Annotated in this window: 24 protein-coding genes; 10 read left to right on the plus strand and 14 right to left on the minus strand. The window is 52.2% G+C overall.

Annotated elements, in window-relative coordinates:
* The first annotated feature begins 11 nt into the window (after positions 1 to 11).
* The gene (locus IJ22_RS24615) at positions 12 to 1,652 is read left to right on the plus strand and encodes a thiamine pyrophosphate-binding protein (RefSeq protein ID WP_054819609.1); all 1,641 of its coding nucleotides are present in this window, start codon (positions 12 to 14) and stop codon (positions 1,650 to 1,652) included.
* A gap of 40 nt (positions 1,653 to 1,692) precedes the next feature.
* The gene (locus tag IJ22_RS24620; protein WP_235594216.1) at positions 1,693 to 2,073 is read left to right on the plus strand and encodes a carboxymuconolactone decarboxylase family protein; all 381 of its coding nucleotides are present in this window, start codon (positions 1,693 to 1,695) and stop codon (positions 2,071 to 2,073) included.
* A 71-nt stretch (positions 2,074 to 2,144) separates the two neighbouring features.
* On the opposite strand, the gene IJ22_RS24625 is transcribed toward IJ22_RS24620, so the two are convergent.
* Positions 2,145 to 3,749 carry an ATP-binding protein gene (locus tag IJ22_RS24625; RefSeq protein WP_062410670.1) on the minus strand — a complete coding sequence of 535 codons (1,605 nt, stop codon included), beginning with the start codon at positions 3,747 to 3,749 and terminating at the stop codon, positions 2,145 to 2,147.
* A 334-nt stretch (positions 3,750 to 4,083) separates the two neighbouring features.
* Between IJ22_RS24625 and IJ22_RS24630 the strand changes: the two genes are divergently transcribed.
* Positions 4,084 to 5,316: an aminopeptidase gene (locus IJ22_RS24630; RefSeq protein ID WP_054819613.1), complete on the plus strand. Its 1,233-nt coding sequence runs from the start codon at positions 4,084 to 4,086 to the stop codon at positions 5,314 to 5,316.
* A 92-nt stretch (positions 5,317 to 5,408) separates the two neighbouring features.
* Here the strand turns inward: IJ22_RS24630 and IJ22_RS24635 are convergent, their stop codons facing one another.
* The 3 genes from IJ22_RS24635 to IJ22_RS24645 form a co-directional block, all read right to left on the minus strand.
* Positions 5,409 to 5,987 carry a thymidine kinase gene (locus IJ22_RS24635; protein ID WP_062410671.1) on the minus strand — a complete coding sequence of 193 codons (579 nt, stop codon included), beginning with the start codon at positions 5,985 to 5,987 and terminating at the stop codon, positions 5,409 to 5,411.
* Positions 5,988 to 6,233: 246 nt separating this feature from the next.
* Positions 6,234 to 6,743: a hypothetical protein gene (locus IJ22_RS24640; RefSeq protein ID WP_062410672.1), complete on the minus strand. Its 510-nt coding sequence runs from the start codon at positions 6,741 to 6,743 to the stop codon at positions 6,234 to 6,236.
* A gap of 59 nt (positions 6,744 to 6,802) precedes the next feature.
* Positions 6,803 to 8,596, minus strand: coding sequence for an ABC transporter substrate-binding protein (locus tag IJ22_RS24645; protein WP_062410673.1), 1,794 nt, complete (start codon positions 8,594 to 8,596; stop codon positions 6,803 to 6,805).
* A gap of 139 nt (positions 8,597 to 8,735) precedes the next feature.
* Between IJ22_RS24645 and IJ22_RS24650 the strand changes: the two genes are divergently transcribed.
* Both IJ22_RS24650 and IJ22_RS24655 read left to right on the plus strand, forming a co-directional pair.
* Positions 8,736 to 9,152, plus strand: a complete 417-nt coding sequence (locus IJ22_RS24650; RefSeq protein WP_062410674.1) for a hypothetical protein — start codon at positions 8,736 to 8,738, stop codon at positions 9,150 to 9,152.
* A gap of 22 nt (positions 9,153 to 9,174) precedes the next feature.
* Positions 9,175 to 10,701 carry a DUF4153 domain-containing protein gene (locus IJ22_RS24655; protein ID WP_062410675.1) on the plus strand — a complete coding sequence of 509 codons (1,527 nt, stop codon included), beginning with the start codon at positions 9,175 to 9,177 and terminating at the stop codon, positions 10,699 to 10,701.
* A 17-nt stretch (positions 10,702 to 10,718) separates the two neighbouring features.
* On the opposite strand, the gene shc is transcribed toward IJ22_RS24655, so the two are convergent.
* The 8 genes from shc to IJ22_RS24695 all read right to left on the minus strand — a co-directional run bounded on the left by shc (position 10,719) and on the right by IJ22_RS24695 (position 19,451).
* Positions 10,719 to 12,626, minus strand: coding sequence for a squalene--hopene cyclase (shc, locus tag IJ22_RS24660; protein ID WP_062410676.1), 1,908 nt, complete (start codon positions 12,624 to 12,626; stop codon positions 10,719 to 10,721).
* 59 nt (positions 12,627 to 12,685) lie between these two features.
* Positions 12,686 to 13,438 carry an HAD family hydrolase gene (locus tag IJ22_RS24665; RefSeq protein WP_062410677.1) on the minus strand — a complete coding sequence of 251 codons (753 nt, stop codon included), beginning with the start codon at positions 13,436 to 13,438 and terminating at the stop codon, positions 12,686 to 12,688.
* Between the two features lie 36 nt (positions 13,439 to 13,474).
* Positions 13,475 to 13,879, minus strand: coding sequence for a bactofilin family protein (locus IJ22_RS24670; RefSeq protein WP_062410678.1), 405 nt, complete (start codon positions 13,877 to 13,879; stop codon positions 13,475 to 13,477).
* 18 nt (positions 13,880 to 13,897) lie between these two features.
* Entirely contained in the window at positions 13,898 to 14,890 is a 993-nt protein-coding gene (locus IJ22_RS24675) for a M23 family metallopeptidase (RefSeq protein ID WP_062410679.1), read from the minus strand.
* Between the two features lie 105 nt (positions 14,891 to 14,995).
* Positions 14,996 to 16,411 carry a GerAB/ArcD/ProY family transporter gene (locus IJ22_RS24680; RefSeq protein ID WP_062410680.1) on the minus strand — a complete coding sequence of 472 codons (1,416 nt, stop codon included), beginning with the start codon at positions 16,409 to 16,411 and terminating at the stop codon, positions 14,996 to 14,998.
* A gap of 24 nt (positions 16,412 to 16,435) precedes the next feature.
* A complete protein-coding gene (locus tag IJ22_RS24685; protein ID WP_054819618.1) occupies positions 16,436 to 16,669 on the minus strand; it encodes a hypothetical protein in 234 nt (77 codons plus the stop codon).
* Complete coding sequence (locus tag IJ22_RS24690) at positions 16,666 to 17,838, minus strand: Ger(x)C family spore germination protein (protein WP_062410681.1); 1,173 nt, start codon at positions 17,836 to 17,838, stop codon at positions 16,666 to 16,668. The genes IJ22_RS24685 and IJ22_RS24690 overlap by 4 nt, the downstream gene beginning before the upstream one ends.
* Positions 17,835 to 19,451 carry a spore germination protein gene (locus IJ22_RS24695; RefSeq protein WP_062410682.1) on the minus strand — a complete coding sequence of 539 codons (1,617 nt, stop codon included), beginning with the start codon at positions 19,449 to 19,451 and terminating at the stop codon, positions 17,835 to 17,837. The genes IJ22_RS24690 and IJ22_RS24695 overlap by 4 nt, the downstream gene beginning before the upstream one ends.
* Positions 19,452 to 19,631: 180 nt before the next feature.
* Here IJ22_RS24695 and cls point away from each other — a divergent pair, with 180 nt between their 5' ends.
* Positions 19,632 to 21,062 (plus strand): cardiolipin synthase, encoded by a 1,431-nt coding sequence (gene cls / locus IJ22_RS24700; protein ID WP_054819619.1) that lies wholly within the window; start codon positions 19,632 to 19,634, stop codon positions 21,060 to 21,062.
* 117 nt (positions 21,063 to 21,179) lie between these two features.
* Here the strand turns inward: cls and ligD are convergent, their stop codons facing one another.
* The gene (gene ligD / locus IJ22_RS24705) at positions 21,180 to 22,088 is read right to left on the minus strand and encodes a non-homologous end-joining DNA ligase (protein WP_062410683.1); all 909 of its coding nucleotides are present in this window, start codon (positions 22,086 to 22,088) and stop codon (positions 21,180 to 21,182) included.
* A gap of 101 nt (positions 22,089 to 22,189) precedes the next feature.
* Here ligD and IJ22_RS24710 point away from each other — a divergent pair, with 101 nt between their 5' ends.
* Positions 22,190 to 23,140: an ATP-dependent DNA ligase gene (locus IJ22_RS24710; RefSeq protein ID WP_062411139.1), complete on the plus strand. Its 951-nt coding sequence runs from the start codon at positions 22,190 to 22,192 to the stop codon at positions 23,138 to 23,140.
* Positions 23,141 to 23,252: 112 nt separating this feature from the next.
* On the opposite strand, the gene ku is transcribed toward IJ22_RS24710, so the two are convergent.
* On the minus strand, positions 23,253 to 24,119 hold the full coding sequence (ku, locus tag IJ22_RS24715; RefSeq protein WP_062410684.1) for a non-homologous end joining protein Ku: 867 nt from the start codon (positions 24,117 to 24,119) through the stop codon (positions 23,253 to 23,255).
* Between the two features lie 187 nt (positions 24,120 to 24,306).
* Here ku and IJ22_RS26895 point away from each other — a divergent pair, with 187 nt between their 5' ends.
* From IJ22_RS26895 to thiL, 3 genes are all read left to right on the plus strand, one after another.
* Complete coding sequence (locus tag IJ22_RS26895) at positions 24,307 to 24,513, plus strand: hypothetical protein (RefSeq protein ID WP_054819625.1); 207 nt, start codon at positions 24,307 to 24,309, stop codon at positions 24,511 to 24,513.
* Positions 24,510 to 24,692, plus strand: coding sequence for an H-type small acid-soluble spore protein (locus IJ22_RS24725; protein ID WP_062410685.1), 183 nt, complete (start codon positions 24,510 to 24,512; stop codon positions 24,690 to 24,692). The genes IJ22_RS26895 and IJ22_RS24725 overlap by 4 nt, the downstream gene beginning before the upstream one ends.
* A gap of 133 nt (positions 24,693 to 24,825) precedes the next feature.
* A complete protein-coding gene (thiL, locus tag IJ22_RS24730) occupies positions 24,826 to 25,863 on the plus strand; it encodes a thiamine-phosphate kinase (RefSeq protein WP_062410686.1) in 1,038 nt (345 codons plus the stop codon).
* Positions 25,864 to 25,877: the final 14 nt, after the last annotated feature.

The following is a 25,877-nucleotide window of genomic DNA, read 5'->3' on the forward strand; positions in this document are numbered from 1 at the left end:
AAGGTGTAACCATGCGATTGTCGCAAGTATTGGCGAACAATGTGAAGGAATGGGGGATCAATCACGTATTTGGCATACCCGGAAAATCCATTTCCCCCTTGATGCTCGATTTTGACAGCGCGGGTGTGGAATTCGTACTGACCCGACACGAAGCAGGAGCGGGCTTTGCAGCGGCTGGCTACGCGTTGGGCAACAAAAAACTGGGAGTGGCCATAGGAACGTCCGGGCCGGGAGGGACTAATCTGCTGACTGCGGCCGGCCAAGCGAAGGCTTATAACCTGCCGCTGCTGATTATTACAGGTCAGCCTTCGGCCGCGGAATCGGGCAAAGCATTAGGACAGGATTCCAGCAGCTTCGGTACCGACTTGGTCAAGATGTTTGAACCGGTTACGCTGTTCAGTGCCAGAATCGAACGGCCGGACCTCGTCCCCCTTTATGTTCAACATGCTCTAGAGAAAGCCAAAACCGGCGTTAAAGGACCGGTGCACCTTTGCATTCCTTTTGATGTTCTGATGGCGCAGGTCGAGCCGTTCACGATTCATCTGCCCGATCATATTCCTCAGATGATCTCGGCTAATGTGGAAGAAGCCATCCCGCTGCTGAATGCCGCCAAAAGGCCTGTGCTGTTCATCGGCAAAGGCGTGATGGCTGCGGAAGCCTACGATGAAATCCGCATATTGGCCGAACACTGGAACATCCCGGTCATTATGACACCCGGCGGCAAAGGGGCCTTTCCTACAAATCATCCGCTCAGCCTTGGAAATTTTGGGCTTGGAGGTACGATACAGGCAAACGACTACATGAAATCAGGCGTCGATCTGTTAATTGCGGTAGGGACGAAGCTGAGCGATATGACCTTGTCCGGGTTTACGCCCCAAATGATGCCGAAGCAGGTTATTCATTTTGATTATGACGTGACCTTTGTATCCAAAGCGCTTCCGGTTCCAACCTGCGTCATTCTCGGGGACGCCAAGACGAATCTGGCGAGGTTGATTGATCTGGCTGCTGCAGAGGTACAGGTCTATGAAGCGGCCGCGACAGCGGAGCTGGATGTGCCGCCCAAGGAATTGGGGGAGACACACGTTCTCTCTGCGGAAACGGCGATTCTGGCCCTTCGCTCTTCTTTGCCGGACGATGCGATTATATTCGGGGATGACGGCAGTCATACCTTCTACGCGATTCGCCATTATGATATTCGCATCCCGGGCACATTTTATTTCGACGATGTCTTCGGCGCCATGGGTCACGCCATCGGCTACGCCGTCGGAGCCAAAGCGGCTTTGCCGGATCGTACGATCGTGTGCCTGACCGGGGACGGGTGCGCCATGATGCACGGAATGGAAATTGCCACTGCCGTTAACCACCGGCTCCCGGTCGTGTTTGTTGTCATGAATAACGGTAGACTGGACATGGTCGACAAAGGTATGTCCTATAATACCGGACGCAGTGTAGGCGCGGTATACGAAACGCCTCTGGATGCCGCCATGTTCGCCCGTTCCTTAGGGGCAACCGGCATATGCTGCCGAACCGCCCAGGAGATCCGGGATGCCGTAAGAACAGCGCTGCATTCGCATGGTCCTACCGTCATTGAGATCATAGTTGACCCCAATGAAATCCCGCCCATTTTAACCAGACTGTTAACCTTGGAATAACCTTGGCAAGAATCTTTTTACGGTTGAAAGGAGTATGATTATGGCAGACGAAAGGTATGAGCAAGGGTTGGAGGTTTTAAAAGAAATGACGGGGGGAAAGGAGTTCCCTCCGTTAGAAGCGATTCATAGCTTCTATCCGGGATTCGCTGAATTTATCGTCAGCAACGGCTTTGCGGATATTTACAGCCGTCCCGGACTGGATATCAAGCAGCGCGAGCTCATTACCCTGTCTTCGTTAATCACGCAAGGGGCCGTGGATCAGCTCGACTTTCATATTCACGCCGCTCTGAATGTGGGACTCAGTCCTAAGGAAATAGTGGAATTGGTCCTGCACTGCTCGGCATACGCGGGCTTTCCCAAAGCGATAGCCGCATTGGGCGTAGTGATGCGTATTTTCAAAGAAAGAGAAGTTCAAATCTAAAACCTCCCCAAGCAGTGCCTGCGGGAGGCTCGAGCCGGAGGACGCTTGAAGAAGCGTCCTCTTTATTGTTGTCAGGACTGCAGCAAGGGTAACGTAATCGTCATGGTGGTTCCCGCATATTTATCCGAGGTAATGTCAATCGTTCCCCCGTGATTCTCAATAATCCGATAGCTGACCGACAGCCCCAGCCCCAGCCCGTTTTCTTTGGTAGTGAAAAAAGGATTCAGAATTTGGCCAAGCTCGTCCTCATCCAGGCCGATGCCGTTATCCTCGATCCGGATTTTCACATAATTCAAATCGGATTCCAACGAAACCAGAATCATTCCTTTCTCATCAACGGCTTCTAACGCATTCTGCAGGATATTAATCAGCACTTGCTTGATTTGGAGAGGATCGGCATGCAGCATAATGGGGTTGTTCTCGTGGAGAAATTGTGCAGAAACATTCTTGATAATAAATTGGCTTTCCATAAAAAGCAGTGTTTCTTGAACCAGCTCCTGGATGTTGAATAGCTTACGGTCGGGAAAGCTTGGCTTGGCCATCAACACAAACTGGGAAACCAGCTTGTCCAACTGCAGCAGCTCATTGTAAACGATTTCAATATATTTTTTTTCCTTGGTGGCCGGGTTTTCACTGGTTTTGAGTATTTTAATAAAGCCGATTATGGAAGTCAACGGATTGCGGATTTCATGTGCCAGACCGGCAGCCAGCTTGCCGATCACGGAGAACTTCTCCGCCGTGATGACCTGCCGCTCCAACAGGAAGCGCTCCGTGATGTCACGAAACTGGGCGTAGGCGCCGATGACCCTGTTTTTATCGTCGTAGATCGCATAGCTGTCAAACTGGCATACGATGCCTCCGTTTTGAATATTACCAAAGGTTAATTCCACGTTCTCGTAAGATTGGCCGTATTCGAGCACTTTGTACATGTATTTTCCGAACGGTTGTATGTCAAATATAGAGCTTCCGATCAGGTCCTGTTTTTTGCAATTGGCAATTTGCTCGGCAAAGGGATTGCATTCGGAAACTCTTCCGTAAGGATCGGTGATAATGATTCCGTGCCGCATATTTTTAATGAGAATCCGGTTCAACAGATCGAGCTTTTGGTTGTTTCTTGAAAGCAGAAGCTCTCGTTCAATGGAGTCCACGATATTGGAAAGCAGGGCGATAAAAACCGGGTTTTGGTGGTCGATTGTCGTCAGCAGGGATATGGTGCCCGACAAATGATGGCTTCTGGTGAAGTGAAACGGGACGCTGTAGCAAGCCAAATGATGCAAAGCCTCGTGATAATGCTCTTGACCGACCAGAGAAACGGGTGATCGTTCCGTCAAGGCCATATGAACCGAATTGGTTCCCATGGATTCTTCCGTGTACTGGATGCCTTTGACGATTCCAAGGTCGGTTACGGTCTTCTTGATTAATTGATCGCCGTACATCTCCAATATATAACCACTTTCATCCGTAAGGACCAACAAAAGAGGCGTGTTGTTCAGCAGATGCATGATTCGACCGGCAAACAAGCTCATGACGGATAGGAGTTCGTCAAACCTGATCCTTCTGTTTTGCAGCTCGGCCGGCGTCAATTTTCCGGAAGGCTTTGGAATCATGACGGGGTTCAATCCGAAGGTTTGGCATCTTTTTTTGGATGCCGATATACGTTCCGAAAGGTTAATCATAAGTTACCTTGGCTCCTAAATTTTGGAATTCTTTACAGATTGGAATCAACTCTTACATGATATATCAGGGAGTCTAAAAATGTTGTCTATTATTGTCGGCTGTATAACTTTTTTTGCTCCGCACCAAGGTCCATTTTTATGCTGCTAACAGCCTATAAAAGGGAATATCGGCATGCGAAAATGTTACTTGCTTCGGTAATATTTGAACGCTTGCTCCGCCTTGAGGCATGGTACCGTCCTATAAGGCGGTTTTCTTTATGTGGAAAAAATTTGGTGCCGCGGTGAGAAAAGGTTATACTGTAGAGAAAACAACTTTAATGATGGAGGATGCTCTATGGTTCCTACAAAAGAACAGTTGGAGAAGTACGCGGCGTTGGCTGTGCATGTGGGTGTGAACGTGCAGAAAGGGCAGACGCTGGTTGTGAACGCACCGCTTCAAGCAGTCGAACTGGTAAGGCTCATTGCCGTCAAAGCTTATGAAGCCGGAGCCAAACATGTGCATGTAGAGTGGAACGACGAGCAGCTCGCGCATATCAAATATAAGCTGGCTCCTGTGGAGGCTTTTCAGGAATATCCGATGTGGAAGGCTCAGGGATTGACGGAGATGGCGGAGAACGGAGCGGCGTTCCTTTCGATTTATTCACCCAGCCCGGATCTGATGAAGGATGTGGATCCCGACCGGATCTCAGCCGCCACGAAAACGAATGCTTCGGCCTTGAAAACGTACAAAAGTTATATCATGGCGCATAAGGTTGCGTGGTCGCTCATCTCGATCGCTACCGATCAATGGGCGCAAAAGGTATTTCCGGATCTGCCGGCGGATGCCGCTGTGGAAGCGTTGTGGAACCGCATATTTGAGGCGACCCGTGTGAATTTGGAGGATCCGATCGAGGCGTGGAAAAAGCACAATGCGCACCTGGCACAAACCGTCGAGCTGTTAAATAACAAACGGTATAAGCAGTTGATCTACGAAGCGCCGGGCACGAATCTGACCGTCGATCTGCCGGAGAAACATGTATGGCTGGGGGGAGCCAAAGAGAATGCCAAGGGCGTTTGGTTCAACCCCAATATGCCGACGGAGGAGGTGTTTACCATGCCTCATAAGGATGGCGTAAACGGGGTGGTGCGCAGCACTAAGCCGCTGAATTACGCCGGACAAATCATCGACGGATTTTCCCTTACTTTTAAAGACGGCAAGGTCGTGGATTTTTCGGCCGAAACGGGTTACGATGCGCTAAAACGGCTTCTGGACACGGACGACGGAGCAGGCCGTTTGGGTGAAATTGCGCTGGTGCCGCATCAATCGCCCATCTCGAATGCCAATCTGATTTTCTATAATACGTTGTTTGATGAGAATGCCTCCAGCCATTTGGCTTTAGGGCAAGCCTACCAGGTGAATCTTCAAGGAGGCACCGGGATGTCCGAAAAGGAGCTCTCAGACAACGGCGCCAACACCAGCTTAGTCCATGTGGATTTTATGATCGGTTCCGGGGATATGAATGTAGACGGATTGACCCCGGACGGCCGCCGGGAACCCCTGATCCGAAACGGGAATTGGGCGGTGTAGGTTTAGCCCGCCGTTGATCAACCGCAAATGAAAAGGACGAAGCAAAGCCGCATGCGCTTCGCTTTCGTCCTTTGGTTAAGGGATATCCCTTATTACAGGATATGAGCTTGTTTCTTTTTTGATGAATAGCATTTGCGGCAGACCGGCAGATAGCTTTCGTTGCCGCCGATTTGAATTTGTTCGCCTTCGAATACCGGACGCCCGTCCTCAAGGCGCATATTCATGGTTGCCTTCCTGTCGCAGTACCAGCAGACCGTCTTGATCTCCTCAATTTTATCCGCCCACGCGAGCAAATGATAGCTGCCCTCGAACAGCTGGGCCATGAAATCCGCCCGAAGCCCGTAAGCAATTACGGGAATGCCCAGCGTATCGGTAATTTCCGTTAACTGGAGCACCTGCTGCTTGTTCAGAAACTGCGCTTCGTCAATCAGGATGCATTTGGGTCTTTCTTTGGCTGCCAGTGCCACCATGTCGAGTTGATCGTCAATCACAATCCCTTCTTTGCGCATGCCGATGCGGGAAGCTACGGTGCCCACGCCATCGCGGTAATCCACCGCTGGAGTAAAAAGCAGCACTTTCTTTCCCTGTTCCTCGTAATTATGCGCTACACGCAGCACTTCAATCGATTTTCCGCTGTTCATGGTCCCGTATCGAAAATATAGCTTGGCCACGTTGAACGCTCGTCCTCTCCACAAAAAATAACGAAGACTTATCATAGCACAAGATGACAGAGAGGTACAGGGCGACTCATAGAATTGTACGCGGGCATGGACGGGCACTTCGAAACCAATGCGGGGAAGGAAGGTTGGGAGCGGCCCGTGAGGCGGACCGCGATCTGATGGGTTCCACTTGCGATTTTTTTTCAGTACGGAGGCGCCGGCCTGCGCCCGCATGGGCGTTTGACCGGTGGTAAGGGGTTATTTCCGCTTGATGCGTTTGTGAATGCGACAGGAGCATACTTTGCTCAGGAGATAAGGGGTCGATGTCATCGTAACCGCATGGCCAAAGAAGCGCAGCGACTGTACAATCCGCGGTACATCCTGGTTGACCATTCTTTTGAGCAGCTCAATGGCGGCCCGGTATTTTTTGTAATCATAGTCTCCGGTTTTATTGTCGTAAAAAGCATGCGGCAGTTCTTCCGGCGTCAAATAGGCGAACACTCGGCCGTCCACTTCCGCAATAAACGAAAGCGGCGACTCCGCGTATCCCTGCTTTATCCATTCCTCCCGCGTCATTCGATACACCAGAATCGTAAAGATATCTTCGTATAATTTCCCCTTATACTTAAAGCGAAAATGCAGCTCATACTCGGAATCGCGATCCTGTCTTCTTGCACCGACAACGCAGTAATTTCTCCACCATGTGGGAAAACGCAGGGTAAATCCGTATCGGTCGTTACGGTATACGAATTGGTTCGGCTTCCTCACGTCTTACCGATCTCCTTTCGCTCTCTCCTTCCTTATACTTTATTCACAAGAAAGGCTGCTTATGGCTTGAACCAAATGTTTTTGAACTGCACCCAATCCAGAGAATCGAGCGCAATGCCCCGGACGGAGGAGTGGTAGAGCGTTTTGAGCCTTTTAAAATAAAGAAAGCAAAGCATTTGCCTGGCGGTCAAATGAGATTCGATGGCCTGCAGCCATTCAGCGCGCCGCCAAGCGGACGGCTCCCGGAGAATCTTATCGGTCAATTTGGCGACATGCGCTTTGACGGAGGGCTCGAGATGTCGCTGCATGCTTTTGTATAAATCGATGATCCTCAGTTCCGCATCGTTGTCGAGCATGATGGAAAAAAGCAGCAGATCGGCGTGCAGCCGCTGCTCGCTCTTGAACTCCTGAGCCGTCAGGAGGTTGATTTCCACAGCAAATCCTGCCTCCCGCAGCAGTGCCTGGACATGCAGAGCGTCCCGTTCGTAATTGGTGATTGTGCACAGAGTAAGCGGCTGCCCTGCGTAGCCCGAGCGCTTGACCAGCATCCTCAGCTTTTCAGGAGAGTAAGGAACCGGTTCCGCATCGTGCGGAAGACCGTTCCGGTGCCGGATAAAGCTGTCCCCCGCGAAAATGGCGTCGCCGCCGAGCCTCTCGAGCAGCCTTCCGCGATGAAGGGCGGAACACACGAGGCCGCGCAATTCCGGATCGTTCATCGGTCCTTGTTTCAATAGATTGAAGGTGAGAAAGCGGCACGTTGTACCCTGCTGCTGCACCTGTTCCCACCGATGTTCCGCCTCGTCCGCCAGCCTGTAGTTATGAATGATCTGGAAGCTCTCCAGTGTCCGATCGCGATCCTGCTTCTCCATATCCGGGATATGCCATAGCTCGACCCGGTCCAGATGCGCCCTCCCTTGGAAATAGTTGTGAAAGGCGTCCAGGACGCAAACGGAACCGTCGTAATGTGTAAGCTTAAACGGTCCGGTGCCGACGGGAGCGAGCGCAAAATCCGCTTGCCGCTCCTCGCAAATCTCCGCCGGCAGGATGGAAGCCCGGTTTGTGCCGGCGAACTGAAGGAACAGCTCGTTAGGTTCGGTGAGACGGATGCTGACGGTAACCGGATCCAGCACTTCCGCACCATCGATCTGCTGCTGTATCCAGCTGTAAAGGGAGCCTGCCGCAAGCCGTTTGAGCCGTTCGAACGTATACCGGACATCCTCTGCCGTCAGCTCCCGCCCATGGTGAAACTGCACACCCTTGCGCAGATGAAAGGTCCATACCGTTCTGGACTCGTCCGCTTCCCAAGCGTGCGCCAGGTGTGCCTCTATCGCTCCGGTAAGTCGGTTGTAGCGGACCAATGGGTCGAACAATTGGTGGACAAGATGCGCCTCGGCCGTATAGTGAATCGTGGCCGGATCCAGTGATTGCAGCGGCTGCGCAAGCGGAAAGCGAAGCGTATCCAGCCGCCGGCTGCCCTTGACCTCGCTGCGGTGACCGAAGTAGCTGTTCAGCCAATGATGAAAGCTGTCTTTGAACGTATCGGGTAAGGTCGATACGTTGATTTGCGCCAGTGCGCCCCGCAGATCCTTGCGCTCCACGAGCTCTTTGGCGGCGGAAAGAATCATATCGTCCGCATTCTGAATAAACAAGAGCCGGGAGCGGCGGCCGCGTCCCCGTTCGGCGGTCCAGGTCAGCCAACCCTCATCCTGCATTTTTCTCAGCAGCAGCTGGACGTTGCGGTGTGTGCAATCGAGCTGAACCGCCAGCTCGTCCAAGGTAACAAAAAACTCCTGATGTTCGGTGATATGCGGATATTGACGGCGAAGACGGATGTAGTGGCCCGATAATTTCATAACCGGCTTTCCTCCCGTAAAATACAAATCCAATATGATAAAATACGAAATTTTCAATTTAAAAGTTGCGCTTTTTGTTCGTATTTTTCAAGCTACACTATAAAGTAACGACGAAGAACATTTGAAGGAGGAATGATTGATGCAGTCCAATGTGCTGCCGGAAATGGAGTGCCGCCGCAGCGGCGGAGCGGCAATGCCGCTTACCGTAGGGTGGGAGGAACAGATCCTGCGGGAGGTTGAAAGGTCTGTGCAGCAGGCCCAGACGGAGGAACGGCTGCTGCAAGTCTTTGGGAGTATAGCCAAGCTTGCCTATGGCCGCCTGCATGGAATGGGCTGGGTGGAGACGCTTGTACTCGAGGAGGCCGAACTGTTCGTCTATTGGGCGGATAAGCTGCCGGATCACCGAAGCACTTTAGTGATGCTGAAGGACAGGCTTCCTTTTGGAGAAAGGATCAAAAGCCCGTCCGGTGAAGGGACAACAAAGGAAATGCGCAAGCTGATCCTGGACATGCTCCGATATATGCGCCGTCCGCGGGAAGAGGCTGCGATTCATTAAAGATCTAAGGAGGGGCCTTCATATGATCAAGTCTTCGGAGAGACTGCGAAGCGATGTTATGCTGCTGGCTGCCGCTTTCGGCTGCGGAGTGCTGCATCATTATTTATTTTACGCTAAAGCTTGGGGAGTATCGTATCCTTTATTCGTACTGGTGTTCTATCTGTATTTTTATCTCTACGTCCCGAGAACCGAATCGTTCCGATCCAGGCTTTCCGCTGTCTTGCTCGTGCCAGTGCTGTTTCTGTCGTTCACTTATGTATGGTATACGAACGTTCTGTTGCACGTTCTCAACTCCCTCGCCGTACCGCTGCTGATCATCGTACATACCGTGTGGGGCATAAGAGGAGAGCAGCGCAGCACTTCCGTCGTGCTCCTGCTGGAGCAAGTGATCCTTGGGACGTTAAAACGGCTGCCGCAGCCTGTAGTGATCCTGATCCAATCATTGACCGGGCAGATGAAAGCGGATAAGGCTAAAGGGATGCTCAAGGTGATGTTGGGGATCGCTCTGTCCGTTCCGCTGCTGATCGCTGTCATCGGGCTTCTGGCATCGGCCGATTCCGTGTTTGAACGAACCTTAGCCCAGCTACCTGACTTGATGGGGGACCTTTCTGTGGGCTTGCTTCGCTTCGCTTGGATTGCGGCTGTTACCTTCGTTCTCTTTGCCTATGTTCAGGCGGGTAGGGAAGTGAAGCGTTCGGGTCCGATTCCCGTTGAAGCCCAGGATCAAACGGCCTTATGGGAGCCATCCGACTCAGGGTCTGAATCGAACCGCCTGCTTTCCGTCTTACCACAGCTGGATGCGACAGTAGCCGCTACCATTCTGATGCTGCTGAATGCCGTTTATGTATGGTTTGCCGTGTTTCAGTTTTCCTATTTGTTCGGAGGAGGCGCCGCCGCCCTTCCGGAGGGTATCACTTATGCCTCCTATGCGAGAAAAGGCTTTGCCGAGCTGGTTCTGGTCACCCTGATCAATTTCTCCGTGCTGCTAACCGCTCTATACGGCGTAAAGCGTCCCGGCCGGAAGGCATGGCGCTTTCTTCGCATCCTTCTAGCGGTGCTCATCGGCTGTACCGGCGTGGTGCTCAGCTCCGCGTTTTTGCGCCTGACCATGTATGAGGAAGCATACGGTTATACGGTGACCAGGCTGCTGGTACACGCATTTATGATTTTGCTGCTGGTGCTGTTCATTATTGCTCTGCTTAAGCTGTGGAAAGAGAATTTGCCTCTGTTTCAATGGTATACGGCTGCTGTAATCACAGCTTATGTCGTCTTGAATTATATGAACATCGATGCGATGATCGCCTGCAATAACATTCAAAGGTATGAAGTTACAGGGGAGATCGATGCGGCTTATCTCGGCAGTCTAAGCTATGAGGCCGTACCCTATCTGCTAGAGCTGAAACGCCTGCATCCCGAAGTGCAAGGGGTAGATGACGCGTTGGAGCGCTTTCGGGTAAGACTTGAACACCGTCAACCGGAATCGTGGACGGAGTTCAACCTATCCGTCCGGAGGGCTGGCAAGGCGCTGAATGTAACACAGGCGGATTAATCTGGGCCCGTTTTCTCTCACCCGCCATACTTCTTTTTGTAATTTGCGAGGGTCAGTAAGGGCCAAATGAAATTGTAGCTGTGGTAGCGGGTATAAAAATTACCGGGCAGTCCTGCGCCCGTCGGGTATTCGGCAGTCCATCCGGCATTGTCATGCAATACCATTTCAGACAAAGTCAGGATTCCTTTTTGGATGGAATCGGCAGGTACCTGATGGACGGCCACGAGCGCATCAAGCGCCCAAGCCGTTTGCGAAGGGGTGCTGGCATGCAGCGGGACATAGGCTTTCACCTGGTCGCTGCGGCACGATTCGCCCCAGCCGCCATCGGGATTTTGGATCGAGTCCAGCCATTGCACCGCTTTCAGGACAGTGACATGCTGCTTCGGCGCTCTGACGGCCATAAGTCCGGTTATAGCGGCCCATGTCCCGTATATATAGCAGATCCCCCAGCGGCCGTACCAGGAGCCATCCGGCTTCTGATGCCGGATCAGCCAGTCAGCGCCGCGGCGAACGAATGGATGAGCGATATCGAATCCCGCTTCACTGCCCAGATATTCCAGCGTGCGTCCTGTAAGGTCGGCGCTGGACGGATCGATGGCCGCTGCTTCGGCGCCGTCGACGGGCAGAAGCCGGGTAAGAAGGGCAGAGTCCTTGCCCTTCTCGAAAGCGGGCCAGCCGCCGTCCCTGTTTTGCATGGACAGCACCCAGTGCAGGCCGCGATCCCGCGCCTCCCGAAACTGCGGGCCAAAGCGGGCGGGGGTTGCGCGCAAAGCCCTCAGCGCTGCGGTCGTATCATCCACATCCGGTATGATCGTGTTCACATCGGAAAAACCCCAGCCGCCCGGCAGCGGATGATCCAATCCCAGGCTCCAGTCACCGAGCTTTGTGTGCTGGCGGGAGAGCAGGTATGCGTCCGCCCGCGCTATAGCCGGGTGCTCTGCGGAGTAACCGGCTGCCTGCAGAGCGTGGCTGATCAACGCGGTATCCCAAACCGTTGAAGAGGAATTCTGGATATGCTGCTGTCCGTCCGTCTCACCGGCCAACGATTTCAAGCCCTGGAGGGCATTGCGGATGACGGGATGATTAGCATCGTATCGAAGCGCGAGCAAGGCATAGATCATCAAAAAAGTGCTGGAGGCATAGCTGTACAGGGTCCCGTTCGGCTCAATCCGATCCAGCATGTAGGATTCCGCTCGCCGCAAGGCCTGCTGATGAAGCTCTTCGGGGAGCAGTGCGAGCTTCTGGATGCCCGCTTTGATTTGTTCGGCGAAGGGAAACCACCGCGACTCCTGCTCATGCTTTCGCAGCGCCGGATCCGGGTCAGCCGTCAACAGCTCGGACAGGTCGGGCGTTGCCTCGGTTCGTATTACAAATTTGAGGTCGGCGAGGATCAGAACGGGGGCAAGGTGTACCCTAGCATAGCTGGATAAATCATGGAAGCTGATCGGAAGGGAAGAAGGGAGCAGCATCATTTCAATCGGGATTTGGCGGAAACGGGGCCAGGGAACCTGTCCGGTGACAGCCAATATCACTTTGGTAAGCAATCCGCTGACGTTGTGAAGCCCGCCTTTGGCTATAATAAAACGTTTGGCTTTCTGTAGAGCCTCATCCGTTTGATCGACTGTACCTGAGTACAGAAGCGCGTAATAGGCCTCCACCGTAGCCGACAAATGCCCCTCATCGTCGTCATGGTACCATGTCCACGATCCCCCGGGCCTTTGTTTGTCCAGTATCCGGGAAGCCAAACGCCGTATAAGACGCTCGTCGCCGAGCTTTAATAACCTTAAGATAATGATCATATAGGCATCGGTCAATATTCCGCTCTCAAAGCAAAAACGCCATGATCCGTCCGGGGATTGCCGCTCCAGCAATCCCTCTGCCAAACGATTCATGGCGGCTTCAACCGTTCCGGTATTCCGATTCATTCGCCCATCTCCTCTCCCCTATTATTGTATGGGAGAGAACGGGGAATCATTCAAAGTACTTAAGAGCCCGATGCATACTTCGAGAGCGTGTACCCGTGGATCGTTTTCGGAATTTGGTTTAATGATGTCAAGGTAAAATAAGCTCCGGACGGCTTGACGTCTACCTCCACCTGATTATACGCCCACTCCCGCTCCGCAGGCATGAATATGGCGTGAATCCCATTCTTCAGTGCAGGCAGAATATCGGTGCGCAAGGAATTGCCGATCATCCAAGTGTTCCTGCGGTCCAATCCGTATCCCCGGATCAATCCGTTCAGAAATTCGGCATTCTTGTGCCGGGTAATATGAATCCGGTCGCCAAAATAACGGTCAAGACCGGCCTCCGTCACTTTGCGCATCTGAATCGCCGGATCGCCCCCCGTGTACAGGTGGAGAGTGTGCCCGTTTTCCTGGAGCTCATTCAGCGTTTCTTCCATATGGGCGTAGGGCTCAATGCTGTGACTGTAAACGGAAGAGCCAAGTGCAAGTAAACGCCCGATTTCCTCCTGGCTCTTGGGGCGTCCCGTCAACTCCGAGTAATATTCGTAAGTATCCACGAACGACTGGGGAAAATGGTCCGGCGAAAATCCGTTTAACATTACCCGCTCCAGATCGATTTGAGCCTGTTTCCTCTTCAATTCCTCCACGGATAACGGATATCCTTGAAACCAGGTCTTCATCTGATCAGCAAACCGGTCGATCACCGAATCGAAAAATTTATTGCAATAAATGAGCGTATCGTCCATATCAAACAGTATCGTCTGTTTACTCATAAGCTACTCCTACTCTCTCTATTAGCTTTCTAATCATTATAGCATGGCGATAGCGATCGTCACATCCTCCTGCATGGACTCGCACATTTCGCTGTGGCCTTGGAAAACAGCGCCCTGTTCGATAATCAGCGAGGCCGCCTGCACCGTGCCGAGGAGGCGGCCGGTAGAGGTGATGCGAACAATGCCGGCCGCCTGCACCTGACCCTCCAAATGCCCGGCGACAACTACATCGCGGGCCCGAAGCGCGGTGGAGCGGACTTTGCCCTTCTCTCCGACGGCGACTTCTCCTGTCGTTTGAAGCACTCCTTTGAATTCCCCTTCAATACGAATATCCGCCTCTGAGTACCAAACGCCTTCGAATACGCTTTCCTCTCCGATTAACGAAACTTCACCGCCCGATTTGCGGGAAGAGCCGCCTTTACTGAATAAACGAATCCGCATAAACGCTTCTCCTTTCTATCATGAAGAGGGCAGGTAAGGCAGCGGGTCGGCGCTCTTATCCCCCATCAGCACCTCATAGTGCAAATGGGGGCCTGTACTGCGTCCTGTCGTCCCCAGCTTGCCAATGGTTTGGCCTTTATCGACAGCCACCCCCTTGCGCACATCGGCGCTGTTTAAATGCATATACCAGGTACGAAGCCCTTGGGTATGCTCTACGATAATATTGTGGCCGTGCAGCTTGTCGTAACCCACGGAATCCACGATACCTTCGGCCGCGGCATATACGGGATCGCCCAGTTGGCCGGCGATATCGATTCCGCGGTGAAAGCTGAGCTTCTTCGTGAACGGGTCTTTCCTGTACCCGTATGGCGAGGTCACAATTCTCGAAAGCGTAGGCCATATGTCGGGCGTGCGCCTCTGGTATTCCAGCTTTGCCTGCAGCAGCTGCTTCGAATGGGAAAAACGGGTATGCAGCTTATCCATCTCCGTTTGCAGCGCTGAATAGGCAGCTCCGGTGGCGCTTGCAAGCTTCCTGATTTCAGCGGTAGATACGGGCCATTCCGGCCCCCCTAGTCCATGGTAGGCGGCAGAGGAATCCGCCCCCGGCTCTGCTGAGGTAACGACCGCTCCGCCGTTTCCGGCCGCATCGGCCGCGAGCTTTTGCAAATCCTGCTCAAGGCGCTTCATTTCTTCCATTTTGTGATGGATTTCCGCGGCCTGCTTGGAGAGGGCGAAAATGTCATTGTGCAGCTGCTCGATGGCTGCGTTTTTATTCTGCAAATCCTGCTCAAGTGCTATTGTTTTGCCGTGCAGCGCAGCTTTTTGCATATACATGGAAGCGGCGGTGTGCAAATGGTGCAAGTAGATCCAACTGGCCGTGACAACCAGGAGCACTACAGCTGCGGTAGTACCCCATAGAGTACCGCGGGACAGCTTGACCCGAATTACGCTTTCATTCGCTTCGGGTATCATAACGAACGTCAGCTTGTTTTGAAACCACTTGAAATTCATAAAGACTCCTTTCAGTTTTTGCTCTTGTCATTGTTTCATACCGTCCGGAGGAATGTAACGGAACGGGCGGCCTTGCATCGGCATGGGGATGGTATCTGGATGACTTTAAGAATCGGGTGCCTCCTTTGCCGAGTATTTAGAAACATAGTTCATCTCCATATGCGAGGTCAGAACCATCCCGATTAAACAGATCCAATAGCCGGTCGCGCAGATCATGCCTGCGAAAGAGTAATCCCGGCTGACGGAAAGACCTAAGATAACAAATCCGAAACAAAGAAAAATCAACAGGTTTCCTATCCGTACCCAGGATTGAAGGGGGATATGAGCCAACCGGTTCTGCATATGCTTGCCCGGGGGGCGATCCCGCTTGTCCTGAGGCTGTCCGGACTTTTGCTGCGTGCTGTCCTTATCCGGGCCGTGACGGTTCTTTTCTGTGCTGCGTATGGGAAAACGTCTCATCCGCAACCAGAGGGCGATCAACAGCACAGGCTGGTAGGCCAGCACAAGGACGGGTGAGCAGTAATTGCCAAAGCTGAACACCTCGGTCGTATTTTTGAAGGCGAGAAGTGTCGTCATGAGCAGAACGAGACTTAGCGGCGAGTTCAGAAGCGTATAATCTCTCTTCTTCAGCAGGCTGGTCACCCCGGTTAAAAAGGCCAGATAAATCAGGATCACCTTGCAGGCCGTCACCGGAAACCAGATGCTTAAGATAAACAAGTCGACCCTGTCGAGAAAGTCCGTAATATGAATTTGCTGCACCAGGCTGTAGCTCGGATAAATCATGTTGCCGGGAAGGTTCGGTCCAAAAACGATCACTTGCAGAAATTGGAAGATCGTCAGCAGCAGAACGGCCATCAGGGTCCCATGTCGAATACTGGACCGGAATTGCTTGATGCTCCACATCGTGTGCATAAAAGCGCCGATGACAAAGACATCGCCGAACCAACCGATGCCCAGAATATTGGAGTACCATAAACGGATCGCTGGAACCGTCAAAATGGGTTGCAGCAATTCCAGGTCCAGCTCGTTGGACAGCATGAACGGCAGCAGAAGCACCAACAGGAAAAAAATCGGGAAAAACAAATCGTTCACTCTTGCGATCACTTCCACGCTGGTGCGTCCGTAGAACATCAGCAAAATCATAAACAGCAAGACGATAATTTCTTCCGGGGTTTGGGGAAGCAAGATCGTCCCTATAAATTTGCCGGATGACAGCAAATCCCGCATGAGGATCACCCAGAGGTGCACGACAAGCAGCAGGTTAACGACGGTGCCGATGATCCTGCCGAACAGCGCGAAAATGATCTCGAACAAATGCATATTGGGAAACCTCATGCTAAGCTGCACCAATACGTACCCAAACACCAGAACATACAGTGCAGGGAACAAATACGTAAACCAGGCGTCCATATGCGAGGTCCGGATCAGCTCATGCTGAAGGCTGAGCAGACCGCCTCCGGTTAATAATGATCCGAGCAACCAAGCTGCTTGACGTCCATTAATGATTTGTATAGATTTCATTGTCCGGTTCCTTCCTTTGGTTCATCACTGCGGATGAATAATTGAGAAGATCCAAGGCGATACCTTCTCAACCAAATAATGTGTCGGCATCGGCGGTTTGTAGCCCAGCGTTATGGAAACGAAGAGACCCAACGCAACGGCGTAGAGTAAAATATACAACCGCTTCACATCATTGGGCTGCTGCGCCCAGTGTTTGATGTCAAGGAAGATATGGAGAAGCATCAGCAGCGCAAACCCGATCAAAAATTGCGTATTCAATATCCGTTCCCCGCCTTCGTCACATTCTCATAAATCAAACCGGTCTCCGAAAGCGTGTTTTCTATGTGAACATTGAAATCGGCGTCTTTGAACCCTTGCGGCCAGGCTTTCTCGTAGGTTTCTTTCCATAACCGGGGATAAGCGATCCACAAGCGTGTCCCCAAGCTGATGGAGTCCGTTTCTTTATTCGCCATTTTTTTTAACGTTTCTTCAACAGAGCTTTTCATATAGGAGCCAATCCTTTGCTCCAGCTGCTTGATTTTGTTTATTTGACTAAGATCGTAGTAATCGCTGCTTTCAATAACCTTGGATTTCGAGTCAATGTATATGTCATAAGCGAGCTTGCCGCCTGCCAGCTTGGGCTGGATTTTGCTGCGGGGCTCATAGATGCTTGCGGTAATGAGCTTGTTCTTTTCTATAGGAACCGTGATTTTCAATGTAACCGGTTCGTTCTTCAGGAGCGCCAGTCCCAGAGCGGTGCGGCCTTCAAAGATCCCGACCATCTTGTCTTTCCGGAATTGGGCGTAGCCGAGAACCTCGATTTCCTTCGATGGCTTGGGGCCTTTCTCGGATTCTTTTACTCCGACATATACAACCACCGGATCGCTGCCGATGGTACTGAGAGATAAAGCAATATCCTTGATGTTTATATTCATCACCGTTCTTGCTTTCACAAGCTCCCGGATCGCCTCGGATGGAAATCTTTCAAACTGCGGGTTCGCTTGCAGAAGGTCATATGCCTTCCCTTTAGAGACGATTAAAAAAGTGGACATCCGGCTTTCCGCCGTACGTGCCGTAGCGTCAAAAATCTCCCGGATCCCTTTCTTGGCATATTCTTCTCCCACCACCAGCGTTCTGCGATGAGCAAGGAACATCCGTCTGGACATTCTTTTCTGCAGCTTCGCTTGTGCGCTTCTGATTGTATCTCCGACCGCCGAATCGATGTAGTACGTTGTATTGCCGGCCGTACCTCCTCCTCCCCCGGTAGGACCGCCCATAGATCCGGGGAGCGGCAGAAGCACGCTGTAACGAATCGAGCCGTCTTCTTCTAGATCCACCGCCGTGGTGAGGATAAAAGCCAGGTCGTTGATTTCCGTCCGATCCCAGCAGCCCGTAAGGGAGACCAGGATGAGCAGAAGGAGCGGCAGGCGGGTTAGCGCGGGTCTCATTCCTTTTTCACCTCTGAAGACTCATGTTTGATTTTTTTTCCTTTCTGACCTGATTGTTCCATGATTTCCTGTGACAGCGATTCTCCCATTCTTTTTTCATCCTGCAGAGGGATATAAGTCGGCCGTGTCCTCATCAGCCACCAAGGGGATCGGATGATCACGTCCTTCAGGTCGCTCGATGACAACGGGCCAAAGGGTGACAAGTAAGGAATTCCGAAGGATCGCAAGCTTGCCATGTGCCCGATGATGAGCAGGATCGATATCAAGATGCCGTACATTCCGAGCAGCGCGGCGGCAACAATGATCGGAAACCGCAGCATCCGGATGGCGATCGCTCCGTTAAACCGCGGGATCGTGAAAGAGGCGATGCCCGTAAGGGAAACGACGATAACCATTGGAGCGGAAACGATTCCCGCTTCCACTGCGGCTTGACCGACAACCAACGCGCCCAAAATGCTGACGGCAGAGCCGACCGCCTTCGGCAAACGGATGCCCGCTTCCCGCAAAGCCTCGAAGGTGACCTCCATGATGAAGGCTTCAACTACAGCCGGGAAAGGAATCGATTCGCGGGCAGCGGCTACCGAAAGCAGCAGCGTCGTCGGCAGCAAGTCTTGATGGAAAGTGGTGATGGCGACGTATAGGCCAGGGGTGAGCAGGGAGAGCACCATGAAAAAATAGCGCAGCCATCTGATTAGCGTGGCGATCTGAAACCTTTCGTAGTAGTCCTCGCTGGCCTGCATAATTTCCGTGAACACAAAGGGAACGATAAGAACAAACGGTGTGCCGTCCACCATGATGCCTATCCGGCCTTGGAGCAGAGCCGCCGCTACCATGTCCGGCCTTTCCGTGTACTGCACCTGCGGAAACGGAGAATAGGCCGAGTCCTGAATAAACTCCTCGAGATAACCCGTCTCCAGGACGGCGTCAATATTGATTTTCTCCAATCGTCCGATGACCTCTTCTACGATTTTGGGATCTGCAAGGTCTTCTAAATAAGTGATGATTACGCTGGTGTTGCTTTCGCGGCCGATGGTCAAGGGCTTCATTTTGAGGTGCGGCGTTTTCAGCTTGCGGCGAATCATGGAGGTGTTGGTTCGTATATTTTCAACGAAGCCTTCCCTTGGTCCCCGGATAACGGTCTCCGTATCCGGTTCATTGATCGAACGCTTTTCCATGCCTCGAATCCCAAGCATTAAAGCTTTGTTGTTTCGATCGACGATCAGTCCCGTATCCCCGCCCAGCACCGAGAGCAGGAGATCCGCATAATTGTTCGCTTTCTGGATTTGCGAAACGGGGAGCACCGATTCCGATATGTTATCGATAAGCTGCTCTCCGCCCTCCAGAATCATAAGCGTCTTCATCGCTTCATTGACGAGCTCCGTATTGGTTAATCCATCAACAAAGAACAGGATGGCATCCTGGCTTTGCTCCAGCCTAAATTCGCGAATGACAAAATCGGAGCTGTCCTTGAACAGCTCTTTCAAATAATTTTTATTCTCCTCCAGACTAAGGAAAACCGGTACCGAACGGAGCTCGTCGATAAAGCGGTAATTCCGTTTTTGCAGCAGGCTTTCTTCATCTTCCTTTTGTTTCTTGCGGTTGATTCCCGTCATGATCCTGACGACCTCCTTCGCCCACTAGGTCAAATCCAAGCTTTGCCGGAGCATGTTCGGTATATTTTTCTCCAATTGCGAAAAATTATGACAATCTTGATTCATCTTGTTACAATCAGGGGGAATAGGTCCTTGCGCATATGTAAATGATAGACACCAGTTAAAGGGGGAAGGCTAGCGGTGCTGTGGCTCGTTATTGCGTTGTTATTATTCATTCTGCAGATATTGACCATTCTCATCGGAGAGTTCCGGCATCCGCCCAAAGCCATGGCCTGGCTTTTTATTCTGTTTATTATTCCGGTCGTCGGTTGTGTTATGTACTATTTTCTGGCCAAAGAATACAACCGCAGAAGAAAGGTGCGGCGCAGAGGGCTGTCTGCAAGAAGCGATATTCGTCTTGTGGGGTCAAAACTAAAGGCATCGGATCCCGAGTGGGATGACAATCAATTCAAAAACTGGCGGCACGAACAGCGGCTATTCGCCCTGCTCAACAATATTCCCGGTTCACAAGTTACCTACCGCAATGAGATCGAAGTGCTAACGAATGCCAGTGAGGCATACCCTGCCATGCTCGAGGCGATGGAGCAGGCGAAGGATCACATCCATTTTGAATTTTATACGATCCGCGATGACGGAGTGGGGAAGCAATTTCAAGATGTATTGATCCGTAAGGCGCGGGAAGGCGTGAAGGTTCGTTGTATTTTTGACGGGATCGGCAGCTATCAATTGAGCAGCAAGTTTACAGATGAGCTGAAGCAGGCCGGTTGTGAAGTCTATTTTTTTCTGCCCATCATGATCGCTTTTTTCAATCAGCGGATCAATTACCGGAATCATCGTAAAATCGTGGTGGTGGACGGGCTAAAGGGGTTTGTCGGCGGCATCAACATCGGAGATGAATATTTGGGCGGGAATCCGAAGCTCGGTTTTTGGCGGGATACGCATTTGAAGCTGGAGGGCGACGTGGTGTATTCCCTGCAGCATACGTTTTTGGTCGATTGGCTGTTTGTCAGCGGTAACCGCCTTACGGACACCAGCCTGTTTCCCGAACATGAGTGCCGCGGCCGGAAGCCGGCGCAGATCATAGACAGCGGACCTGATGCGCACTGGGATGCAATCCTGGAAATGTACTTCGGAGCCATTACGGCGGCAAAGAAACGACTCTATATAACAACGCCTTATTTTATCCCGGACGCCAGCATCTGCATGGGACTCAAAACGGCGGCAATCAGCGGTGTCGATGTGCGTATTATTTTCCCGCAGAAGTCGGATTCAAGCATTGTAAATTATGCATCCATGTCTTACTTTGAGGAATTGCTGCAGGCGGGAGTCCGGTTTTATGCCTACCAAAAAGGCTTTATTCACGCCAAGGTGATGCTGATCGACAATCTGCTGGGGACCGTTGGAACGGCGAATGTGGACATGCGCAGCTTTTACAGCAATTTTGAACTGAACGCCGTAGTGTACGATAGGGAGACGCTGCATCGGTTGGAAAGTGATTTCCTGCATGATTTGAAGGATTGCCGCGAGATCAAGCTGGAAGCGTTCGAAAAACGGTCCCGATGGCAGAAAATCAAGGAGGTTATGGGGCGCATTTTATCTCCGCTGTATTAAAAAGCCTCCTGCAGGATATGGATGGTATCCCCCTTACGAACACGATTCCCCTCGCTCCGCTGCACGTCATTCAGGAGTTAACGCGCAAGGTCCGAGGCGGAACCTGTATCCTGAATGTTATTTCCTGATGAACGACAGTACATGATCGAGATTTTGCGGGGGGAGCTGAGCAATCAGGTCTCCTTTTTGCTGCAGGCGTTCAATGATGTTGAGCAGGTGAAAGTCGCGCGGATCGCAGCGCAAAGACACTTCCTCCCAGGTCAGCGGCGTCGACACCGTGGCATCCTTGCGGGCACGGGGCGTATAGGGAGCGGAGAGCGTTTTGCCGTACCAATGCTGCAAATAGTCGATATAAATTAAAGTGCCGCGGTCTTTCTTCAGCCGCTCCACCGTAAACAGCTTCGGGTGCTTTTGTACCGCATAGGAGGCGACGAACTGCCCGATACCACGCAGCTCTTCGAAGGTATACCCGCGGTCAGCCGGAATCGGAACATAAATTTGTACGCCGGTTGCACCGGATGTCTTGGGCACGGACTTGATCTTCATGCCCTCAAGGATCTCTCCGATGATTTCCGCAGCCTCCATGATGCGCGGCTCCGGGTCGACACTCGGGTCGATGTCGATCAACCATTCGACCGGAAGCGTCTCCCCGATCCGATGGAAGGAGGGATGAAACTCCAGACAGGCCAAATTTCCCAACCACAGCAGCGTAGGCAGAGAGTCGAGGTGAACGTAATTAATCGACTCAAGCACAGCTGTTTTCACAAAATCGGGCGTGGGCTCCGGCGCATTTTTCTGGTAAAACGATTTATCGTTCCAGCCATGAGGAAACCGGATCGTCGTCAAATAACGGTTTTTGCAGTAAGTCAGCAAGTAGGGTGAAAGCTGGGCCAGCTTCTCCAAATACATCGCTTTGGTGATCCCCTTCTCAGGCCATAACGGCTTATCGGGATTCGTGATCGTCAGTTCATGACCATCAACCCTCAAGGCGCCCTTCGTTTTCTTATGTTTAGCGGTCACAGCCATTGGAGCGCTTCACTTCCTTTTCTAAGTGCTATTCATAGCTTTTCGCCGAATGGGGAATCGTATCCCTTGAAGAAAGGCAGGCGGTGACCGGAATGTGTCCGATGAAGCCCGTCATTCCCTTCGAACCGGTGTCCGAAAGCTTAGTGCCTTCAGAGGACCGTTGGATTCACCAGGTCAAATGGGATGGCGTCCGTATGTTGACTTATTACGACGGCCGGCAGTGCCGTTTATTTAACCGCAAATTGAATGAAAGAACGTTCCAATACCCTGAGCTTACGGAAGTACAAAAGTATTGCCGGGCCGATTCCGTTATTCTTGACGGCGAAATTATAGCGCTGGGCAAGGACGGGAAGCCCTCGTTTCATGAGGTCATGAAGCGGGACGGCATCCGCAAGCTGGACAGGGTTCCACAGGCGATGAGGCAGGTGCCCGTTGCTTACATGCTCTTCGATCTGCTGTATTATGACGGCCAATGGGTATTGAACAAGCCGCTCAGCGCCCGGTTGGAGCTGCTGAACCAAACGATTATTCCGGGCCCTGTCATTCAGATTGTTCCTTCGTATGATGACGGAGCAGCTTTATTTCAAATGACGCGGCAGCAGGGCCTGGAGGGAATCGTCAGCAAGGAGCTTCACAGTACGTACAGCATTAACGGGAAAGACAGGCGATGGGTTAAAGTCAAAAATTACGGGGATATCGCAGCGGTCGTCGGGGGCTATACGCTAAACGGAGGCATTGTGAATGCGGTACTTGTCGGAGTCTATACCGCGGAAGGAAAGTTATGGTATATCGGCCATGTCGGAACCGGCAAGCTGAAAAAATCCGAATGGGTCGAGTTAACGGCCAAGCTGAAACCGGCGACCATCCGAGACAAGCCCTTCGACAATGAGCATCCGGAAATGAAAGGGGCTTATTGGGTCGAGCCCAAGCTTGTGGTCAAGCTTCAGTATACGGAATGGCGATGGCAGGAGGGGCGCACCTTGCGGCAGCCTTCCATTCAGGCTTTTATCGATGTGCCTCCTCGGGAATGTGTGTTTGACGGAGTGTTATGACGGCATAGTATTGCCGCTTCGCCCGTTCATGAAGGGGATCAAGCCAATTTGTGCATCAAAAAGGTTACCCGCCGCGTTTGGATTCCGACAGGTAACCTGTATGAATGACCGATCAGGAGCCGACCGTTTCCTTCGCCTTCGTCTTTGCTTTTCCTTTTTTGCCTGCTGCTTTGGGCTTATCCGCCGCTGCAGCCGCAGGATCGGGCGTTACCGGCTTCACTGCTTCCAAGCTGGCCTGAAGCGCCGCCATCAGGTCGATAACGTTGGTTTTACGCTGTTCCGGCGCCACACGGATCTGTTGTCCGGAAATTTTTTGTTCGATGGCCTGCATTACGGCAGTACGATAATCATCCTTATACTTTTCAGGCTCGAATTCCGTCGAGAGCTGGTTTATCAGCATCTTGGCCATTTCGAGCTCTTTGTCGTTCACGTTGACTTGCTCCGGCAGCCCCGGCACCTGATCGACAGAGCGGATTTCATCGGGGTAAAAAATCGTCTCCATCGCAATACAGCGGTCAATAATGCGGATGGCGGCGAGGCTGCTCTTGGAACGAATCGACACCTTGGCGATGCCAATTTTACCCGTTTGTTTCATGGCTTCCAGCAGCAGATTATAGGCCCCGGCGCCGGTTTCATTAGGTGAAAGATAATACGTCTTCTGAAAATAAATAGGGTCAATGTCGGAGAGATCGACAAAATCCAGAATTTTAATTTCCTTCGTCGCTTCGCCGGCTAAACTTTCGAGCTCGTCCTTGTCAAAAAGCACGAAGGAACCAGGCTCATATTCATAGCCTCTGACAATCTCAGACCACTCGACCTCACGCTCGCAATGCTGGCATTTGCGCACGAAGTTGAGCGGGGTGCTGCATTCCTTATGAATCATCCGCATAGAGATATCCTTGTCTTCGGTGGCGGAAAACATTTTTACCGGTACGTGGACCAAGCCGAAGCTGATGGCGCCTTTCCAGACTGTATGCATGACGGGTTACCTCCCAGGGCTTACAAAAGCCCTCCTTTTTCCGTTAGTATGCACATCGGAAGCGGGATTCATGAAGTTTTATTCCTCGTTGTATGGAGTTCCGTGCGGTTGGGACATCCTAACAGGAGACGGCGGCGTTCAGGGAAAATGGAGCCGGTCTCATCTTCAGATCAAGGAGGGAACAACGTTGACGGAAGCCAATACGTCAGGCGGGAACAATACTGCGGATACGTCGAATGAAGGCCGGGATACCAGCTTTATGGATATCGACCGCATGATAAACGAAGGCTTGGGAGGCGGTACGGTCAGTATACATAACGGACTGATCGAGGAGAGTACGACCGATACGATGGATTATCCGGAGTCGGTGCTAAACGGCGGTGATGAACAATGAATCTGGCCCGCGCGCAGCAGATTTTGAATGCAGATGAGAAAATCGACGTGGAGCTGAACGGCGTATCCGTATGGATCGATAGCATCGATGCGGAGGAGAAAACCGCCAAGGTTCACGCGGAGCACCAACCGGCCGATACTCGTGTGGTTCCGGTTGAGGAACTTGAGGAAGTAAAGTAAAGCAAAGCAAGAGCTTTCCCTGAGCGTCTGCCGCCATTTCGAGGGCAGGAAGGCAAAGGGGAAGCTTTTTTGTTGCTACAAAAAGGCGGTAGGGCTATAATAATGGTCAAAACATTAGCGGAGGCGGATAGCATTGAGCTCGATCGAGGAATTTGCCTTGATTCGGCTGCTGACCGGCGGCAAGCAATCGACTGCTTTTCAAAAGGCAAAGGGCGTGGAAACGGGAATCGGAGACGATGCGGCCGTTGTGCATGTCCCGCATGGAAGCCGTTTGATACTGACTTGCGATACGATGACGGAAGAAATCCATTTTAAGCGTGTGACCATGCGGGATACGGACGTCGGATATAAGGCTATGGCATCGTCCGTAAGCGATATTGCCGCCATGGGCGGGACGCCGCGGTTTGCGCTGGTCGCACTCAGCCTTCCGAAGGATGCGCCGGTAGAGCGGGTTCGCGCGATGTACGAGGGATTGTATGACTGCGCCTCCCGCTATGGCGTTGCGATCGTAGGCGGCGATACGACGGCAAGCGCCGGAGGCATTACCTTGACGGTTACGGTTATCGGTGAAACCGAAGCGGACAAAGCGCTGCTGCGTTCTGCGGCGCGGTCGGGCGACGTTGTCTTTGCCACCGGGCTATTGGGCCGCTCCGCGGCGGGATTGGAATACCTGCTCGGGCTTGCGCAGCCATCGGATGTTTGGGATACTGTACCCGAGATGGAAATGTACCGGCCGCTGATACAAGCGCACTGCCGGCCAGAGCCCCAGGTGCAAGCCGGAGAGCTGCTTCGTCAGTCGGGGTTTCGTCATGCGCTGAATGACGTGAGCGACGGGCTTGCCAGCGAAGCCTGGGAGATTGCCGAAGCTTCCGGGGTCGGTATCGATCTGAATGAGGATCAAATCCCAGTGGCGGAGGAGCTGCTTTCGTATGCCGCGCGGGTAAACAGGGATCCGTTAGATTATATCCTGTACGGCGGAGAAGACTATCAATTGGTTGGAACGGTGCCTGCCGAGCATGCCATGGAGCTGCAGGCCGCTTTTAAGACGGCGGGGCTCCCGCTTTATCTGATTGGCTGTGTGAATGCCGAGCATCAAGGCGTTCGGCTTGTGCGAAGCAGCGGCGGTGCGCTGCCCCTCGGCAAGCGGGGTTACAATCATTTTGGCAGTTAAAAAGACGGAGGAAT

It is taken from the genome of Paenibacillus naphthalenovorans (genome assembly GCF_001465255.1).
Taxonomy (GTDB): domain Bacteria; phylum Bacillota; class Bacilli; order Paenibacillales; family NBRC-103111; genus Paenibacillus_G; species Paenibacillus_G naphthalenovorans.